This window comes from Heyndrickxia sp. NPDC080065 (assembly GCF_050281185.1).
Classification (GTDB): domain Bacteria; phylum Bacillota; class Bacilli; order Bacillales; family Bacillaceae_C; genus Heyndrickxia.
The window spans coordinates 77,515-96,505 of the sequence record NZ_JBNNWS010000003.1; the positions used below are offsets into that span (position 1 = coordinate 77,515).

Genomic DNA, 18,991 nt, shown 5'->3' on the forward strand with positions numbered 1-18,991 from the left:
ATGGATGAGCAAAGAATCAAATTTCATACATTTTTAAGAGGGATTATATTAGTAGGATTTACTTTATTTTTTTATAAATTATTATTAAGTAATAAAATCAGCTATTTTATTGCCCCAAAGATGTATCCTTTTCTTTATTTTACAGCTTTTATACTATTGATTTTAGGGATTCTACAAATATTTAATGGTACATCAGAAAAGAGTAATGTTATATGTGAATGCTGTGAAGATCACGGGCCGCCGAAAACGACTTTCCGATCACTTTTTTATTATTCTTTATTTATCATTCCAATTTTTACAGGGTTTTTGTTTTCTGATCATACTCTGGGCAGTTCTGTTGTAGAGAATCGCCAAATCCAATATGAAACGAAATCCCCGAGTCAACCGTCGACCAAAGTAAGCAAAAATAAAGAATCACAAAATACGATTTCTTCTCAGCCTCAAGAAATGTCACAAAAAGCGTATGACACTCTGCAGCAAAGTCTAATAGCACAAAAGAAAATTGTGGTTGATGATAAAGTTTATATGCCGACCATGAGCATCCTTCAAGAAAATCTCGATGAATTTATCGGAAAGGAAATTGAAACAGTGGGTTTTGTGTATCGTGAGAAGGATTTCAAAAATAACCAAATCGTCATTGCCCGCTTTGTCATTTCCTGCTGCATAGCAGATGCTTCTGTCTATGGAATCATGGCCCAAGGGGATATCGCCAGCCTCGAGAATGATACATGGATCCGCGTAAAAGGAAGGTTAAACAAGATAAACTACAACGATACAACTCTACCTGTCCTCAAGATCCATTCAATAGAAAAAATCCAAGAACCAAAGCAACCATATGTGTATGACATAGCTGTAAAATTGGATTAATTATCAATTAGGTGTCAGGCACCATTTATACATTTTTCGAATATTTATTCATTTTTTGAATAAATGGTGCCTGACACCATTTGTGGACATTTGTACTCTTACGAAGTACACAGAAAAAAGCGTGTTGCAATGAACACGCTTTTTCTTTTGCTTTATTTAGATTGGGATTGCTTTAGTATTTCTAGGTTATTTTCCATTACTTTGATATAATCAAGGCCTTTGTCTTGATCTTCTTTACTTAGCCCTTCTAGTGTGTTTAGTACTTGCGTTTTTGCACCGATTTCGTTTGCTAGTGTTTGTGCCACTTTTGGTGATGCTAGTTCTTCAAAATAGATTACTTTGACATCATGTTGTTTGGCAAATTTCTTAAGCTCTCCTAGCTTTGCAGGACTAGGTTCTTGATCAGGAGATAATCCTGCAATAGGAACTTGTTTAAGACCGTACTCTTTAGCTAAATAACCAAATGCAGCATGCTGTGTAATCATTTCTTTTTTCTTAATATTTTTTAAACCTTCACGAAAATCATTGTCTAGTTGTTTTAACTTTGCAATATATGCATCACTATTTTTCTCATATGCTTCTTTATTATTTGGGTCTGCCTTAATCAGAGCTGCTGTGATTGATTCTACTTCTTTTTGTGCTAGAACTGGGCTTAGCCAAACATGTGGATCCATTTCATGGTGATGATCATGTTCATCATGTCCCTCTTCACCATCGTGATGGTCTTCATCCCCACCTTCTGCTAATGTAATCCCTTTACTTGCCTCAACAAATGATAATTTATCACTCTTAATGCTTTTTTGTACATTTAGCACCCAAGTCTCCATATATTCACTATTATATATAAAGATGTTAGCACTCTGGATGTTTGCCATGTCCTTCGGAGAAGGTTCCCAGTCATGTGGTTCGATTGTTGATGGAATCAATAATTGAACATCGGCACGATCACCTGCAACATTTTTTGTAAATTCATACATAGGATAAAAAGTTGTAATGACCTTTATCTTATTCGAAGCTGGATCTTTACTAGAATTAGCAACAGAGGTCTCCTCTTTTTTTCCGCACCCTGCCATTAAAATAATCGCAGTAAACAAAATCAAAATAGATTTAAAGCGAAAACGTTTCATTTTAAAATTTTCCCCATTTCATTTAAATAGTTAAACAATGTTACGGTTTCAAATAAAACCCTGTATGGTATGCGTTCAGCTTGTTTTACTTCGTTAATAAATCGCTTCACTCATACCATACGGATGGTTTTATTATAACGAAAACTAATTTTATCAAAGACTCTCTTCTATTTTGTCTCTCTATGCAATGTATGTCTTTTTAATCGTGGACAATACTTCATAAGTTCAAGTCGTTCAGGATTCGTCCGTTTATTTTTCGTTGTAATGTAGTTTCGATCGCCTGTTTCTGTACAAGCTAATGTAATTTTTACCCGCATGTTAAAACCCTCCTTCTACTTTCATAAAATCTAGCAACTTGCTATTCTGTTCCTATATAACCTTTGTTTATTAGCCTCTTTCTGTACAATCATACTCACTTAAAGTGTAATCATTACGATTTATAAAATAAAATTAGCCTTGAGCAGTAATTACCCATTCAAACGGGTCCTTTAAATTATTCCAGTTTCCACTCATTTCTTCCTCTGTTAATAAGCAATCATTCAGCGACTGAATAATCCCGTCTTTTTTCATATCAATTCCTATTAAAACTAGCTCAGTTTTGCGATCACCATATTGAGAATCCCAACTATTTCTTAGTTCTGGATCTTCTATTAAATAGGCTTCTTGTTGTTCCTTTGGTAATGAAGCAATCCAATAAGCAACCGGTTCAAGCTGTACAGATGGTCCTGCTTGGGACAAAAGAAGAGCTACATCATTTCTTGTTGCACACCAAACAAGTCCCTTCGCTCTTACAATTTCTTCAGGCATTTCCTCTATCCATACATTCAATCTTTCTGAATGAAATGGTTTATTGCTGCTAAATACGAATGAGCTGATCCCATATTCTTCTGTTTCTGGAGTATGAACTTCTGCCTCTAATTCCTTTAACCAACCAGCAGATTGACTCGCATGGTCAAAATCAAATAATCCCGTGTTTAAGATTTCGGATGTCTGAATATTACCATTAACTGTACGAATGAATCGCGCTTCAGGCTGTAGTTTTCTTAAAAAGCTTTCTAGCTGATCTAGCTGATCTTTTTCTAGTAAATCACATTTATTTAATATCAGAACATCACAAAATTCAATTTGATCAACGAGTAGATCTGAAATCGTTCTTGTATCTTCTTCCCCTACTGCCTGACTTCTTTCCAATAGAGATTCCCCTGATGAAAAATCATGCCAGAATCGATTGGCGTCTACAACTGTCACCATCGTATCGAGTCGACAGTCTTTCGTTAAATCAATTCCTAGCTGATCATCGATATAAGAAAACGTTTGGGCAACTGGAATTGGTTCGCTGATCCCGGTGGATTCAATGACAATATAATCAATATCTCCTTGACTTGCTAGCCTTTGTACTTCAACTAGCAAATCTTCTCTTAATGTGCAGCAAATACATCCATTTGATAGTTCAACTAATTTTTCTTCTGTCCTTCGCAGCCCGCCACCTTGCTTAACAAGCTCTGCATCAACATTAATTTCACTCATGTCATTTACAATGACTGCTACTTTTAGACCATCACGATTTTTTAATATATGATTTAAAATGGTTGTTTTCCCTGCTCCTAAATATCCACTCAAAACCGTTACTGGTATTTTTCGATTGTTCATTCCAGTCCTCCTAATATTAAATTGTAATCATTACGATTTACATTCTAGACAACTTCATTGAAAAAAAATTAGAATCCGAGGTTTTCATTTTGTTATGTATTTTTTTAAAACACAAAACCTTATTCCTATGCCTCTTAATATACTTTTATTTCGTTTAAATAAAAAACCTCACACACAAATAGTAATCATTACGATTTAAATCATACTATACCTGCCTAACAAATGTCAAAAACATTTTGGTATCAGAGACCATTAATATTAAATTAAAATCCAACATTGTATATAGAACAATACGATCGAGCTTCATTTTAAAATTAGGCTTTGTTAAACTGTTGTTCCTGAAAAAGTCTTGTAAGATATGCGTTTGTGTAGAAATCGCTTTAAGTATTCCCTACAGGTAAATTTATCAACAATCATCATTAACAAAGCCTAAGATTAAATGGTTTAACCCCTCTATTTCGATGAAGGCCGTTTTTTTCACAAATGAATTTTCGAATCTCCCTTAAGTAGTCGTTTACATCTAGGAAAAACATACGCAATAAAATTACCATTTAATTTTTCACCCTACTCTAGCCTTTAATTGAATTTTATATATTAGTTCATCAAGCTCTTGACTATGTCCCAGTGTTTCTTTATTTTGTAGTCCTTTTTTCATACCATCTTCTATCATTTTTTGTCGTAAACGTTCAATCTTCTCTGTCAAATGAACATTTTTAGTATCATAATTTATCAATTTATTCACCCGTTTTCTTACTATATATTTATATAAAATAGTCCTTTTGAATTATTATGTTCAATTTAGTGAAAAATTTAAATAGTTTCGACAATACTTCTAATAAAACAACATTTTTTCTAAGGTGTCAGGCACCGTCCGTGGACATTTGACCTTTTTTTCCACCCCACATGGACAGTCTAGGCTGTGATAGGCAAACCAAAGAAAGAAATCAAATTCTCTGTTAATTGGATATATTAATAGAGAATTTGTAACCTACTAATAAAACAACCTGTCCCGATAATAGGGCACAGGTTGTTTTATTGTTTCCAGTGTGTTGAAGAAAAAGGATAAAAGACCTTCTTATTTGAAAGAAGGTCCTCCACATTTTGAAATTTGTATTTTTAACGATTATTAACTACCATAATAGAAAATTAAGCCTGATCTTTCGAAAGCTCCATCCTTTCCGGAACTGCCTTATTGTAAATCGGCATGATAAACAGAATTCCGACAACAAACAAGACAGCAGCAATTTCAAACATCGTAACAATGGACAATAAATTTTTAAGCGAACCAGCAATACTCATCGTTACGACCATCGATCCAGTAAATAGTGGACTTAACGTACCATTCACCCTGCCGATAAAATCTGAATCTGTATTTTGCAGAATCATTGTGTTGATACCAATTTGGATGCTCGGCATGAAAAATCCACACAAAAATTCGGCCGCTAACGTGATCCACAATACAGGGGACGCACCTATAATAGCCATTCCAATGGCGTTAGCAAGCATTCCTAATACTAGTAGCTTTTGAGGCGGGGTTTTTTTCGAAAAAGCCATTGAAATTCCGCCACCTAAAATCATCCCAAATCCGTTAACCATTAGAAGCCATTGGAGATCCTCCTTTGGTAAGCCCAATCGCTCGGTAACTAGGAAAATATTAAGCGGCTGGATTAAACCGATTGCAAGCCCCGCTGCCATAAAGCAAATTCCGAGTAGTTTTAATTCTTTTTTGGCAAAAACATATTGAAGACCGCTTTTCATTTCTTGCCACAGTGTTGTTGATTTTGTATCTTTTTCCATTGAATGATCTGCTGGAATAAATGTTAACGCAGCAGCTGATAAAAGGAAAGCGATACCTGTGATGGCAATGGAAACATCAATCCCAAATTTTTGGAATACAAAAGTCCCAAGTATCGGCCCCAAAATCATAAAGATGGCAAAAATTGTTTGATAGATGGACATTGCAGACTGAATTAAATCTTCTTGTAAATGCATCTTAAATAGCTTCATCCCAGATGGCTGTGAAAATTGAGATAGAATCGATGAGATTAAAGTAGCGAAAAAGACTGCTTTCCATCCCCCATAAACAAGTGCAAGGATGACGGCAAAAACAGAAACAGCACTTAAAACATCGCACCAAATCATTGTCCTTTTCGGGCGCCAGCGATCTGCAAACGTCCCTCCGATAAATGAAAAGATAAATATCGGTGCAAATTCTGCTACAGAAATCAATGAAACGGCCAGTGCATTGCCATTAGTTTTTTCCATAACGAACAGTAACACAGCAAAATTCCTCACCCAAATTCCTACCTGTAAAAATAACGCGGAAACAAATATCGCTCGAACAAAGCGGTTTTTTAATAATTGTGTCATAAGATTCTCCTTCTCTTTTTATTAAGTATTTCGCATCATCTAATCATTTTAACCACATAAAAAACCCCCTATCCTACATTTTCTGGATAAGAGGTCGTCTAGAACCATAAAAGGACACAGTACAGTCATAATACTAACTGTACGATCATCATTTATAAAAGTATAGACTAATCCTATTCAGAAAAATGCATCGTGACGTAACGGAAATTTTTTTAGAGAATAGGATTAGTAGATCATCGCCCTTTGGTTCACTCCTTCGTTTATTGGTGTTAACAGTTTAACTGATTCGAATAACATTTTCAAGAAATTTTTAAATTTTTATCCATCCTTACTCCGCCCTTTTTTCCCCTGACTTCAACCATGTTCATTTCACTTTATCTCCACTCGGGGACGTACAATCATTTGCTTAAACACTGTTTTTCAAATAGTTTATCTCATCTAACATTTATATTTTTTATTAATCTTCCTCCAGCTCCTTATCGATTATTACGAAAAAAACTATTTCATTATCCAATAAAGAAAAACAAACCAACAAAAGCAACTATGATCATGACTGAGCATGGTGCCTGACACCGTTCGTGGACATTTGACCCTTTTTTCCACTCCAGGTGGACAATCTAAATTGGTGATATACATATTCACATGTGGAAATCCTTTACTGTTTGTAAAGGAGTTTTATAGAATCTTTGAAGTATTCATTTTAATGTCAAAGGCCCCTTGTCTTATTCATGACACCATATCTGTAACATCAAGCCTCTATAAGAATAAGATGTTAACAGGGGTGTGAGGGCATTGTATAAGAACGAGGAATTAGAAAAAGAAAAGCGGATCATTCGTGAGATTCAACGCGATATTAGTCTCGTGACAGCCGTATTATTATTAACTGGACAAATTACAATAAGAGGAGTTTTTGTTACTTCAAAAGCCTTTCGATTATCTCTAGGAGGGCCCCTTACCGGTACACCAAGAACAGAAGGGGTGGATGGAAATAAAATCGCAACCGCATTTATAGACGTATTTGATATCATAATTGCCATTTTATTAATAAAAGGTCTAATTGCGATAGAAGGAACTTTTGTAGGCGCTAGCGAGTTTACACTCCTCGTAAGTGGACCAATATTCGGCATGCAAATCCCCGAACCTTCTCTTCCTCATTTAAGAAAAGACTATAGCTTATATAAAAAAGTTACAAGGCAGTTTCATATAAATAAAGAATTAATCAACCAATTAAAAAGGAATGATGAGTATGTCTTTAACAGATCTACCAACGATTAGCCCATCAAAAGGCGGGGTTTTTCTCATTGCACTCCCTATCATTCTCTTCATCTTTTTCTTTACCCAATCAAAAGAAAGCGATGTAGAGCAGCTAAACCATTATTAGTCATTGAAATGAATTCCATTGTATATAACAAAAAGTAACAAACAGTCCATGTCAGGTGGAAATATTCACTATTTGTCTTTTTGTGGTGTCAGGCACCGCTCGTGGACATTTCACTTATTTTTCCACCTCATGCGGACAGTTGATATTTATTAATATCTTTTCATATTAAAAAGCCCTTATTGTCACAAGGGCTTTTTACCTATGATAATTGAATTACTTAAATTACTGTTTATTATCCACATATAACAATTGATTTGTTTTTAGTCAGTTATTTTCAATGTTTAAGTGAGATTTATTATTATGTATTCCAATATGTGAGCTTAAATAGAGAATTCGTTTTCTGTTTTTTAAGCCAAAGGATGATAGGATTCTTGATAGCATGAAAGGTGGAATTGGGTCCTGATTCTCGATAAAAATACGTCGATTAGTCAAATCAACTACAAGCTTGATATCCCAATGATTGTTTTTGTAGCAGACACGAATATTTATCGATGTCCATTCCTGTAGTGGTGTTATAAGAATAACTGATGATGGATAAGCAGATGTTATGCTACATTGAAGTGCGTGATGAAAGTGAAAGTCTGAAAGGATTTTAACTTTGTTCTTGCTTATGATTTTTCCATGACAAACTAATTGATAGTCTCCTTTAATAAAATGACCATGTGACAATATTTCCTGAAAATGAATTCTTATTTCTCCCATAACTCCCCTCCGGTACTTTTTGACTATATAAAAGCTAATATTTAGTATAATTGTAAAATACATTTAACTTAATCTGTGCTTATATTCTAAATAAGCATTCATAATTTTATTCTAATTTAGCATATTTACTTTTTTATTGTATCAAAAAAGCTATCTTTAAAAATAAAAAGATAGCAGGTGTTGATATGTCCATTCATGAACGATTTAAAAAAATACGTGAAGAGCTGAATATGACCCAGGAGGAATTGGGGGCGAGAATGGGGCGACAACAACCTGAAATATCAAAATTGGAAACTGGAAAGCAAGTCATTGCCTCAGATGTGATTGATGATTTTATAAAAGCAACAAACCTCTCTAACGAGCATTTAATCTATTTAATCCGCGGCTCTGAATCCGGCAATGTGCTGCAGCCAATGATTATAAGAGAACATTTTGCTGACGCTGAGATGCAAAGAACGATTGAGTTTTTTGAGCTTGAGCCAGCTCTTACAAAAGAAATCAACATTCTTTCATATTATCCAGAAAAACAAAAGAGAAAACTAATCAATAATATTATTTCCCTTATAAAAAATGAGCGAGAATAAAATCAGTCCATTCCTTTTCCTATATCGAAACAGGGATGGACTGATTTTTTTGGTGTCAGGCACCATTCGTGGACTTTTAGGGGAAAAGTCCACTGTATGTGGACACATATATATAAAAAGCCTTTCACTCTTCATCTAACAAGAGGTCATCCACTGTTTTCATTGTTATTTATCAAACAATTTTTTTATCATCTTTTGAACCGATATTCTTTATTCAATATTTCTAGTAATATGTGGTTCTCCTTAGGGTGATACTCCACCTTTCCATTAGGTAAAAATACGAGATAGCAGTGGGGTGCGTTTATATATTTTCTATAATTTTTAATTAGCGGATTACTAAAATAGGAGAAGATATGATCAGTAGAGACAAGAGGATTTTCTTCACCTAAAAGATAGGTACGATAACTGCTCCATGGATAATCTTCTAAGTGATCAACAAGATTTGCCCTTAGCGGATTTAAGTGAATATATTTATGAACCTCTAATTCATAATCAAGCGTATCAATTAGTTCAGCACCATATCGGCTTTCAAAAACATGGCCTGTAAAATCATATTTTTTATTAAAGTATTTAGCATATTGAGTGTGAAGTTGTTTCATAATCACACTTGGAGAATGATCAATCGTTTCGATTTGAAGATGAATATGATTTGTCATCAAACAATAGGCGTATATTTTATAGGGAAACTTCGTCTTTACTTCTTCTAATAAGCTTAAGTATTTCCTCCGATCTTGATCATCGTAAAATAAAGCACTTTTTCTTATGCCTCTACTCGTAATGTGATACTTTGCACCAGAAAACCATAACCGATGTCTTCGTGGCAAAACAATCACTCCTTTCTCTTTTTAAGGTGTCAAATACCGTGTGTGAACAAACAGGATATTTTTCCACCAACATGGACACTATCTGTTATATTTATAAAATTTGTTATAGGTGTCCACCAGGGATGGAAAAAAACATTAAATGTCCACGGAAGGTGTCAGGCACCATTTATGAATTTTTTGAATAATTATTCGATTTTCATTAAAGCTTTTTGATCATATTTCCTCGGATGATGATTTTTCTTTGTAGTTCTAGATTGAGGAGTTTATCTGTGAGCTCCGGAATGTTTATCTTCAAATATTTGGATAATTCTAAGAGGGAGTGGGGTGATTCTGAAAGGATTGATAGAATTGGGTCGATTTCTGATTTAGGTTCTTGATTTTGATTATTTTTGATCGTCATACCTTTTATTGAATCCAAACTTTTGATTCCTAAATAAGGAGCTGCTCCTTGAGATATTAATTGGTTCGTCCCCTCTCCTTCTGGTACATGAATTTGGTTGGGAACTGCATATACTTTTCTACCTTGTTTTTTTGCAAAATTTGCTGTCCATAATGCTCCGCTACTTTTTCCAGCCTCTACTACAATAACTTCGCTTGCCCAAGCACTAATTAGGCTGTTTCGTTGGAGAAATTGCTTTGGTTTCGGCACACTGCCTGGCGGATATTGTGATAGAATGACTCCTGTTTCTACTATTTTTTCATAGAGTAGTTGTTGTTCGTTTGGGTAGCACACATCCACCCCGCCAGCAAGAAACACAATTGGGTATCCTCCTTGTTTCACACAGGCAAAATGCGCATAACTATCAACTCCCTTGGCAAACCCACTTATCACAGGTATTTTTAGTAAAGCAAGTTCGGCTCCGATCTCCTCTGCTACTTTTCTACCATATGATGTGCATCTCCTCGAACCAACTATGGCTATAGCTGTTTGATAAGATTTAAGATTTCCCTTATAATACAAAACGGCTGGAGACTCTTTACAATCCTTTGCCTTTTCAGGATAACGGTGATCATCAATTGTAAGCATGCGTATATTGTTTTTCACCATCCTATTTGTAATTTTTTCGGCCTCTTTTAAACTCCTATTATTTATTATTGAAGCAATTGCCTGTTTCCTCATTCCATTCACTGAAATCAACTCCTTTTCAGATGCATCATATATGTATTTTGGTGTACGGAAATGAGTAAGTAATCGTTTTTGTATAACAGGACCTACGTTTTTCAGCATGCTTAACCATATCCAATATAGATCCATTATTCTTTACCCTCCTAAAAATGTATACTCGTCTTTTTCCAAATCACGACTTAATAAGCTTTTTCGCATATGTTCCGTGCGGATTTCTTTTTCACCTTCTAAATCTGCTATCGTTCTCGCAATCTTGATATATTTGTGAATGGTTCGTCCGCTATACTGAAAACGTTCAGCTGACTGGCGGAGTAAATGAATCGAAGCCTTATCTAATTTACAAAACTTTTGGAGTAAAGCTGGGGGTAACTGTGCATTACAATTAACGGAGGGGATATTCTTATAACGATTCTGCTGGATTAATCTCGCTTTCTCTACTAATTTCCTTAATTGATCAGAGCTTTTTCCTTTTAAACTATTATCAAAAAAATCAACAACTCCGACATATTTTTGGATATCCATCCTGTCCATGATTGGACCTGATAACTTTTTCCGATATTTTAATACCTCATAATCGGTACACCTGCAGCGTTCTTGTCCAAAATATCCACATGGACAAGGGTTCATTGCACCTATTAACATAAAATTAGCAGGATACGTATTTGATCCCCAAACTCGTGTAATCGTGACAGATCTATCTTCTAGCGGCTGCCTCATTGAATCCAGCGTCTTTCGACTAAATTCGCCTATTTCATCTAAAAATAGAACCCCATTGTGGGCAAGTGATATTTCGCCAGGAAGTGCATAAGGGCCACCTCCTATTAGCGCATTTGTTGATGCATTATGATGTGGAGCTCTGAAAGGTCTTTCAGTAATGAGATAGCTATTATTTTTTAAAAGATTCGCTACACTATAGATTTTCATCACCTCAAGAGATTCCGTTTCAGACATTGTGGGCAAAATAGTGGGGATTCGTTTAGAAATCATTGATTTTCCGCAACCAGGTGGTCCGATCATTAAAAGATTATGGCCACCAGCTGCAGCAATAGTAATAAAATCAATTAGCCATTCCTGCCCTTTGACCTCCTTAAAATCTAGTTGGTTTGTTTTTATTGGCGAATTAGAAAACATCAAAGATTCATCTGCTGAATAAGAACGAACATCATTTAGCAAATGCACAACATCTATCAGGGTTTCACATCCATAAATGTCTAATCCTTTAACCAGCCTGCCTTCTTGTACATTTTCTTTCGCCATAATCAGCCTTGTAATATTGTTTTCCTTTGCTTTTATCGCCATTGGTAAAACCCCTGACACTGGACGGATATAGGAATTTAATGAGAGTTCCCCGATAAATCCGGTGTTTTTTATGAGCTTTCCTTGTATTTGATTCGTTCTTAACAGTAGACCTATTGCCATCGCCAAATCAAAATGGGTTCCGGTTTTTTTCATATCAGAAGGTGCTAAGTTAAAAACGACTCGTTGTGGTGGAAAATTAAAATGGGCATGTCTAATGGCTGCCTCTAACCTTTCCCTCGCTTCCTTCACAGCTTTATCTCCTAAACCAACGATCGAAACAGATGGAAGTCCGATTAAAAGGTCAGTCTCAACCTCTACAACTTGTCCTTCAATACCAGAAATCGTAAAACTATAAACAGTAGAAGCCATGATTCATCTCCTTGTTATTTATTTTTAATTGTTGAATTTTTTTGGATTTGTGATGTCCTACATGGGTTTTTGGTTGGAAAATTTCACTTATGGATCTAATAGATTGAGCGGTTTTATTGGAACTGGAATGATGAACCATCTACTAGTTACTATTCAACGGGGTGTAAGGGGTCCTGATTATTCTTTTCATTTTTGCTCTGGATTTAAATCTTTTAGTGTTTGTAGTGTTTGTAGGGACGAGGCTGCGTAGATAAAACTTTTTGTGGAAACTTGAAGAGTACTATAAACAATATTCGACATTCATTACTTTTTTCCTTCTTCATTTGAAAAAAATTTAAAAGTAATTTTTTTGTAAAAGTGTCCACCTCACACGGAAAAAATCTCCGTTTGTCTTTTTGTGGTGCCTGACACCAAATATAGGGTGACCCATATGTTATAGATTGCTTCTGGGGCACCCTGCATTTTGTTTTATAATGGTCTTTTAATAAAATTTATTTAACGGTAGCTTTTCTGGCCTTTCCTACATTTCCAGCTTTGTCTTTAGCGTATACATAGATGATGGTTCCTCTTTTTTGTTTTTTGATTTTTATGGAATACGTTCCTTTTTTACTTACTGTTGCTGAGCCGATGATTTTTTTGCCAACTTTAGCATATATGTTTGCACCTGGTTCTGCCTTTCCAGTTATTTTTGTTGAATTTGACTTTATTTGATTGACTGTTGGTGTCTTTGGAGGGATTTTGTCTTTTACAATCACTTTGGTTGCTTGACTTGTGTTTCCAGCTTTATCTGTTGCAGTTACAAAGAGCACTACACCTGCTTTTTGTATCTTAATAGATATTGAAAATGTACCTTTTTTATCGGCAGTACCAGTTCCTATTGTCTTTTTACCAGCCTTAATGGTCACTTTTGATAAAGCTTCTGCTTTCCCACTTACTTTTTTATCCTTATTACTAACTACATTTACTGTTGGTTTAGCTGGAGGAGTTTTGTCTATTACCGTTACCTTTACAGCTTGACTTTCGTTCCCAGCTTCATTTGTTGTAGTTATAGTGAGGACCGTACCTGCTTTTTGCGGTTTTATTGTTATTGAAAATGCTCCATTTTTATCAGCAGTACCAGTTCCTACCGTCTTTGCTCCAACCTTAATAGTCACTTTTGATAAAGCTTCTGCTTTTCCAGTAACTTTTTTATCCTTATCACTGACTACATTTACTGTTGGTTTGGCTGGGGGAGTTTTGTCGACTACCTTAATTTCTGTTTCTTTGCTTTTCCTATTATTCTGATCAACTGCAGTGGCGTATAAGACAGTACCCGCTTTGAGTTTATTTTTTAAAGATATAGAAAAAGTTCCATTGCTTTTAACTTCTCCATTTAAAGTTAAATCTTTTTTGTCCGAAATGATAACCTTTGTTCCTTTTTCTGATTCCCCTGTGATTACCAAATCTTCTGATGTAACTGGGTTCACTTTAGGTGCGACAGGACCTGTTGTTGGATCTATTGGATCCGGTTTTGGGTCGGGATTTGGATTTGGATTCGGGTCCGGACCTGGTCCAGGATTTGGATCTGGATCCGTTGGAGTTGGTTCTGTCGATCCCGTAATATTAATTTTAGTCATTTGTTGAGTTCCAGAAGCAGATACTAGGATTGTGTATGTACCATTTTCAATCGTTTTGGATAATGGAAGATTTGTCGAAATAGACCCATCTCTCGCGATTTGTGAGTCTTGCCATTGATAAACGCGAATAATTTTACCAGATGGATCTTTCATTTGTAGTAACGGGTTAGTCCCCTTTCCTGCCTTTTCTCCCTTCAAAACTTTTCCTGAAACAATAACCGTACTGCCAGGTGTATAATCGGTTCTATCAGTGGAGATAGTTAGTGTTATATTATCTGCTGCAAAAACCGGTAAGACGGATCCTAATATCAAAAAAATGGCTGTAAAAATTGCTATAACACTTTTTTTCAATGATTTCACCCCTATTTTTTTATTAGTTAGCAACCTTTTTTAAAAGGGAGGTAGTAAATACCTCCCAATCTATTAATTAGTTTACGTTGAATGATTCTTTTTTCGATCCTGCTAAAGGAATTGGATTTTCCATGTTATCCCAAGCGAAGATTTCTATAGAATAGGATCCTTTTCCAAAGGTATTTAATGGAATATCCACACTATATCTGTTTTTCGCATGATCTTTTATACTTTGATCTTTTAATTCAGCGAAGTAAACAACTACACCTGTTTTGTCTGTAACTTGTACAAAAACAGTTGGGTTAAAAGCAGCTTTACTTAAGTTTTTCAAATCAGCGTTAATCTTTACAATACTGTTTTGAGTAAAGTTAGTCGCTTTTTCACCCTTAGAATCAAGTGTATTCACCTTATCAATCGAAACTGGAAGGTTAACAACATTGAATGTAGTTGTATACTTGTAGCCATCTTTATCACCTGCTGATCTTAGCTCTAATGTATATTTACCATTAATAGCTAAAGTATCCGGTGTAAAAGTAGCTTCATAGTTTTTACTTTCAGACGAATCAAGTGTAATAATGTTTCCTTCTGGATCAATTACTTTTGCATCCCATGTAATGGAATCAGATGCCTCCGCAGTGATTGTAGCAGGATTATCTTTACTTACATCCTCACCTGGTGAAATTGAGTATGATGTAATAAATGGTGAAGTCGGATTCTCACCTTTAAAGATCGTGATTGTTTTATTCACTTTATGTCCCGCTAAATCTTCTACTTCGAACTTGATATTATTTTTCCCCTTTTTCAATTCAGGAGTAAATTTGTAATCGTAAGTGAAAGCCCTCATTTCATATGGCTCATCAAACTCATGTGTATATTCTTCACTGCCATTTATCAGTAGACGGATATCATCAAAGTTATCAGCTACAGTAACTGTTAATTCTGGGTTAGGTCCATCTGCAGGAACAAAGTTATTATCAGGAATTCCACTGATGTTCAAAGTCGGTGCTTGTGTATCAATAATAACCTGACGTCTAAACTCTATTTTGTTTCCAACAATATCTGCACCTTCAAAATAAATATCATGGACTCCATCTGCTGTAAATTCGAGTTGAGTTGAAAAATTCCAACGTTTCGATGCAGCGTTATAGTCTAATTTTACGTTGATAGGAGAGCCCTTAATTTTATCACCTTTGATTCTTAAATAATCCACTTTCGAACCATCAACTACATATCCTGATAATGGTATTGTACGTGTATCATACAAGCCGAGTGGTTCTGGAGTATCTGAGATAATGTAAGGAATCGTATTATCTCCTGGGCTTGAAATAGTTACTCCTGCATGGTTATTCGCATAATCGTATGCCATCACTTCAATTGAAGCACCATCGGCGACGGAACCAATATTAACCTTGGCACTGTAAGATTTACTACCATTTGGATTCAAGTACCCTAATTGTTGACCATTGATAGAAATTTCTAAGTACTGCAGGCCGCTTCCATTATCTTCTGCTTCAATAGCGAGGATTCCGGATTTCTTGCTATAAGATGCAGACGTAATAACAGGGGCAGTATTATCGACGATAACAGGGATCTTTAATACTTGCTGTTCTTTACCTGCTAAGTCAATTTGTGTTTTCACCTGATAGTAGTACAATCCTTCTGCTGCAAGCTCATTATTCAAGTCCCCATCCCATTCTGTATAATATGGCTTGTACGTATAGATTCTATTTTTAGCAACATTATAATCTTTTCGTTGATCTTTATCGGTTCGAAGCTTGCGCAATGTTTTTCCATTCGCATCAGTAATCGCATATTCGACCGTTTTACTGTTTCTAAGGAAAGATAGAACTGGTGCAATTGCTTTGTTATCACCGTTTCCATATGGAGAAATAGCGATTAAATTTTTGTTGTATTTTCCTGTAAATGGATTAACACCTAAGTAATTTGCTTGATCATCAACCATTCCAGAAATTCCGTAAAAAGAGGTTGCATCATATTTCATTCCATCTAATACTGGAGGCTTATTCCAATCACCTTTGAAGCCAACGTATGGAACTGAAATTTCTTGTAATGGATTATTTTGATCATCACTAGAAAGTGTGATAAAACCTTCTACGAAATAACCGTTCTTCATTAGGGTTTCTAATTCTGCTTTTGCATCGGAAAGATCGATTTTAACAGTAATGTCTGATGAAGCGCCTGCAAATAAAGTTATTTTCGGCTTATCTACTTTCACTTTTGCTTTGGAAATTACCTTTTCTTTCAACGCGTTTCTAGCAGCAGTACCAGAACCTGTAACAGCATCTGTTAATACAGAAGCATCTACATTGTAAGTTACGTCTTTATCACTGAAGTTTGTCGCTGTCACTGTCATGTAAAATACATCGTCTTTTATTTCCTTCAACTCAATTTTCCCATCCTGAGTCCCTTTATTCACTACGTAAACTGGTGTTGTAACCGCTGAATGCAATTGCATGATTCCAGCACCTTGAAGGCGTGGAGAATACGGTACCTTATTGTTATTCGGATCTTGAACAACTTTAGCTGTGTTCATCAAAATTGTTTTTGCCCTTTTAACTAAGTCAGCACCCTTTAAATCCGGGAATAGTTGTTGAACTTTTTGTAAAACTAACGCTGATCCACCTGAAACATGTGGGGCTGCCATGGATGTTCCACTCATGACACCATATTTTCCATCATTAAAAGTAGAATAAATTTGGCCGCCAGGAGCCGTAATTTCTGGCTTTAGCTCTAAGCTTGGAGTCACACCCCAAGAACTGAACGTTGACATTGTACCTGCTGCACTGTTTGGAACGGTAGCTGTTTTTCCAGTAAATGTTGCTTTACCTATTCCTCCAGCTGCTTTGATTTTTGATTCAAGAGCATTACCATCACTTTGACTAAGTGTTACAAGCGGAATAGTCGGGTTATTTAATGCCATGCTCACATAATCACCGTGACTGGCATGTCCCCTAACGATTACTCCAGCTGCACCAGCATCTTCAGCGTTTTTCTGTATTTCAGCATAGTTTGGATTAGTTGCTGTCCTTACAGCAAACACAACTTTGCCTTTCACATCTTTCCCTTTATATTGAGCTGGACTTCCGTCGCCAACATAGACCAAATCTTTTTCAGCCTTTGTTCCAAATACTTCCATCGGATCCGGTGAAGACTGTTTCAGATACGCAATCGGTAATGTCTCGCTACCCACTTTCACAGACATTTGGTCAAGAGTGATCTTGTTATTTTCAATCGACGCAACAGAGATAGAATTAGTTGAAAGTCCAGGAGCTCCTACAAGACCAATATCAGGGTTAGAAGCTAATGGATTATTAAATCCATTCCCCATTTGTCCTTCGTTTCCTGCAGAAAGTGACATTAAGACACCATTGCTTACTGCACGATCGACCGCTTTTTGTTCTAAACTATTTGAGTCAACAAATCCTGCTGGAGAACCTAAGCTCATATTCATTACATCGGCACCTAAAATAATACCGTCGTCAATCGCTTTAATATAAATGTCCCCGAAGGTTGATGGCATCGCAGGATCATTTCCAAAGACTTTTAATGCGAGTAATTGGGCTTCCGGAGCGATTCCTTTAATCCCATCTTTGCTTTCGTCTCCATTTGCACCTACTGTTCCAGCTACATGCATCCCGTGCATGGTAGCATCCGGTCCTAAATCTAGAATTTCACTGTTTTTGTCGGCATAGTTATAGCCGTATGGAACTTTTGATGTATAGAATTTTCCTGGCAGCTTTGCTGCTTTAACAAGATCGTTTACTTTCGCTTGTGTTAATTTTGTCTTCGTGCCAGTACTTAATTTCATATCATTATGTGTGTAATCAATCCCTGAATCAATGATCCCCACTACCATCCCTTCACCGTTATATCCGGTATTCCAGGTTTGAATAGCTTCCACCATATCTTTACTGGAGATCATTTCAGGTTTTTCTTTAGGCCTTTCATACTCATTGACAAGGCTTACTGATTCAACGTCAGGCAGTTTTTCTAGTTTTTCAATCTTACCAAATTCAACTTCACCACTGATCCCATTAACAACGGTCGTAAAGGTGTTTTGAACTTTGAAATCGATTTTTTCCTTCTTTACTACTGATAGGAAATCAGACTGTTCTTCTTTTACATCAGCTTGTAAATCTTGCTTTGTTTTTTCAGGCAAATCCTTATATCGAATCCCTTGTTTTGTAGGGAGTGTAATGGCAGGATCACCCTTTAGTTCAACGATAACACGAACTTTCTCATGTTCATTAAACTTTTGTGTTATTGCAAGTTTTTCTTTCCCCGATGTGTTAAGATTTACCAGCTTGTCCAACTGATCTGCATCTTGTGCTCTTGCTATTCCTGAGCCGAAAGCACCGTTTGAAAGGGTTAATAATGTCACTAACCCGATTGCCAAACTTTTTTTCAATCCCCTAAACTTCTTCACTCGTTTCCCCCCATTAATTATATTAAAATAACAAACTAGTCCTCCCTCCTACTCAAAATCCCCCCAGATAAACAGAAGATTTAGTTAAATTTACCCAGGTGTACAAAATGTAACACGACTGTAAATTGTTGTAAATAGCGAAAAATAGATATTTTTATCATTTTTTAGAATATTCGATTGTTTTTCTTTCGACTTTCCTAAAATTATTTCGACATATTAATTTGCGAAAATTCTTATATCCTGTAACATAATGTCCTACTCTAAAAATAATGGTGCAC

Annotated in this window: 14 protein-coding genes; 3 read left to right on the forward strand and 11 right to left on the reverse strand. The window is 35.8% G+C overall.

Annotation, left to right across the window (positions count from 1 at the left end; translation table 11 throughout):
• Positions 1-867 (forward strand): TIGR03943 family putative permease subunit, encoded by an 867-nt coding sequence (locus tag ACQKP0_RS04035; RefSeq protein WP_427404528.1) that lies wholly within the window; start codon positions 1-3, stop codon positions 865-867.
• 152 nt (positions 868-1,019) lie between these two features.
• Here ACQKP0_RS04035 and ACQKP0_RS04040 read toward each other — a convergent pair whose 3' ends face one another.
• The 5 genes from ACQKP0_RS04040 to ACQKP0_RS04060 form a co-directional block, all read right to left on the reverse strand.
• A complete protein-coding gene (locus tag ACQKP0_RS04040; protein WP_427404529.1) occupies positions 1,020-1,994 on the reverse strand; it encodes a metal ABC transporter substrate-binding protein in 975 nt (324 codons plus the stop codon).
• A gap of 167 nt (positions 1,995-2,161) precedes the next feature.
• Positions 2,162-2,311 carry a 50S ribosomal protein L33 gene (gene rpmG / locus ACQKP0_RS04045; protein WP_427404530.1) on the reverse strand — a complete coding sequence of 50 codons (150 nt, stop codon included), beginning with the start codon at positions 2,309-2,311 and terminating at the stop codon, positions 2,162-2,164.
• Between the two features lie 133 nt (positions 2,312-2,444).
• Positions 2,445-3,644: a GTP-binding protein gene (locus ACQKP0_RS04050; RefSeq protein WP_427404531.1), complete on the reverse strand. Its 1,200-nt coding sequence runs from the start codon at positions 3,642-3,644 to the stop codon at positions 2,445-2,447.
• Positions 3,645-4,203: 559 nt separating this feature from the next.
• On the reverse strand, positions 4,204-4,347 hold the full coding sequence (locus ACQKP0_RS04055; protein WP_427404532.1) for an aspartyl-phosphate phosphatase Spo0E family protein: 144 nt from the start codon (positions 4,345-4,347) through the stop codon (positions 4,204-4,206).
• A gap of 443 nt (positions 4,348-4,790) precedes the next feature.
• Positions 4,791-6,014: an MFS transporter gene (locus ACQKP0_RS04060; RefSeq protein WP_427404533.1), complete on the reverse strand. Its 1,224-nt coding sequence runs from the start codon at positions 6,012-6,014 to the stop codon at positions 4,791-4,793.
• A gap of 792 nt (positions 6,015-6,806) precedes the next feature.
• Between ACQKP0_RS04060 and ACQKP0_RS04065 the strand changes: the two genes are divergently transcribed.
• Complete coding sequence (locus ACQKP0_RS04065; RefSeq protein WP_427404534.1) at positions 6,807-7,289, forward strand: hypothetical protein; 483 nt, start codon at positions 6,807-6,809, stop codon at positions 7,287-7,289.
• Positions 7,290-7,659: 370 nt separating this feature from the next.
• Here the strand turns inward: ACQKP0_RS04065 and ACQKP0_RS04070 are convergent, their stop codons facing one another.
• The gene (locus ACQKP0_RS04070; RefSeq protein ID WP_427404535.1) at positions 7,660-8,097 is read right to left on the reverse strand and encodes a hypothetical protein; all 438 of its coding nucleotides are present in this window, start codon (positions 8,095-8,097) and stop codon (positions 7,660-7,662) included.
• Between the two features lie 185 nt (positions 8,098-8,282).
• Here ACQKP0_RS04070 and ACQKP0_RS04075 point away from each other — a divergent pair, with 185 nt between their 5' ends.
• Positions 8,283-8,681: a helix-turn-helix domain-containing protein gene (locus tag ACQKP0_RS04075; protein ID WP_427404536.1), complete on the forward strand. Its 399-nt coding sequence runs from the start codon at positions 8,283-8,285 to the stop codon at positions 8,679-8,681.
• A 188-nt stretch (positions 8,682-8,869) separates the two neighbouring features.
• On the opposite strand, the gene ACQKP0_RS04080 is transcribed toward ACQKP0_RS04075, so the two are convergent.
• The 5 genes from ACQKP0_RS04080 to ACQKP0_RS04100 all read right to left on the reverse strand — a co-directional run bounded on the left by ACQKP0_RS04080 (position 8,870) and on the right by ACQKP0_RS04100 (position 18,713).
• Positions 8,870-9,505, reverse strand: coding sequence for a transposase (locus ACQKP0_RS04080; RefSeq protein ID WP_427404537.1), 636 nt, complete (start codon positions 9,503-9,505; stop codon positions 8,870-8,872).
• Between the two features lie 199 nt (positions 9,506-9,704).
• The gene (dprA, locus tag ACQKP0_RS04085) at positions 9,705-10,760 is read right to left on the reverse strand and encodes a DNA-processing protein DprA (protein ID WP_427404538.1); all 1,056 of its coding nucleotides are present in this window, start codon (positions 10,758-10,760) and stop codon (positions 9,705-9,707) included.
• Between the two features lie 6 nt (positions 10,761-10,766).
• Entirely contained in the window at positions 10,767-12,299 is a 1,533-nt protein-coding gene (locus ACQKP0_RS04090) for a YifB family Mg chelatase-like AAA ATPase (protein WP_427404539.1), read from the reverse strand.
• A gap of 491 nt (positions 12,300-12,790) precedes the next feature.
• Entirely contained in the window at positions 12,791-14,266 is a 1,476-nt protein-coding gene (locus tag ACQKP0_RS04095) for an Ig-like domain-containing protein (RefSeq protein WP_427404540.1), read from the reverse strand.
• Between the two features lie 76 nt (positions 14,267-14,342).
• Positions 14,343-18,713 (reverse strand): S8 family serine peptidase, encoded by a 4,371-nt coding sequence (locus ACQKP0_RS04100; protein ID WP_427404541.1) that lies wholly within the window; start codon positions 18,711-18,713, stop codon positions 14,343-14,345.
• Between the last annotated feature and the right edge of the window lie 278 nt (positions 18,714-18,991).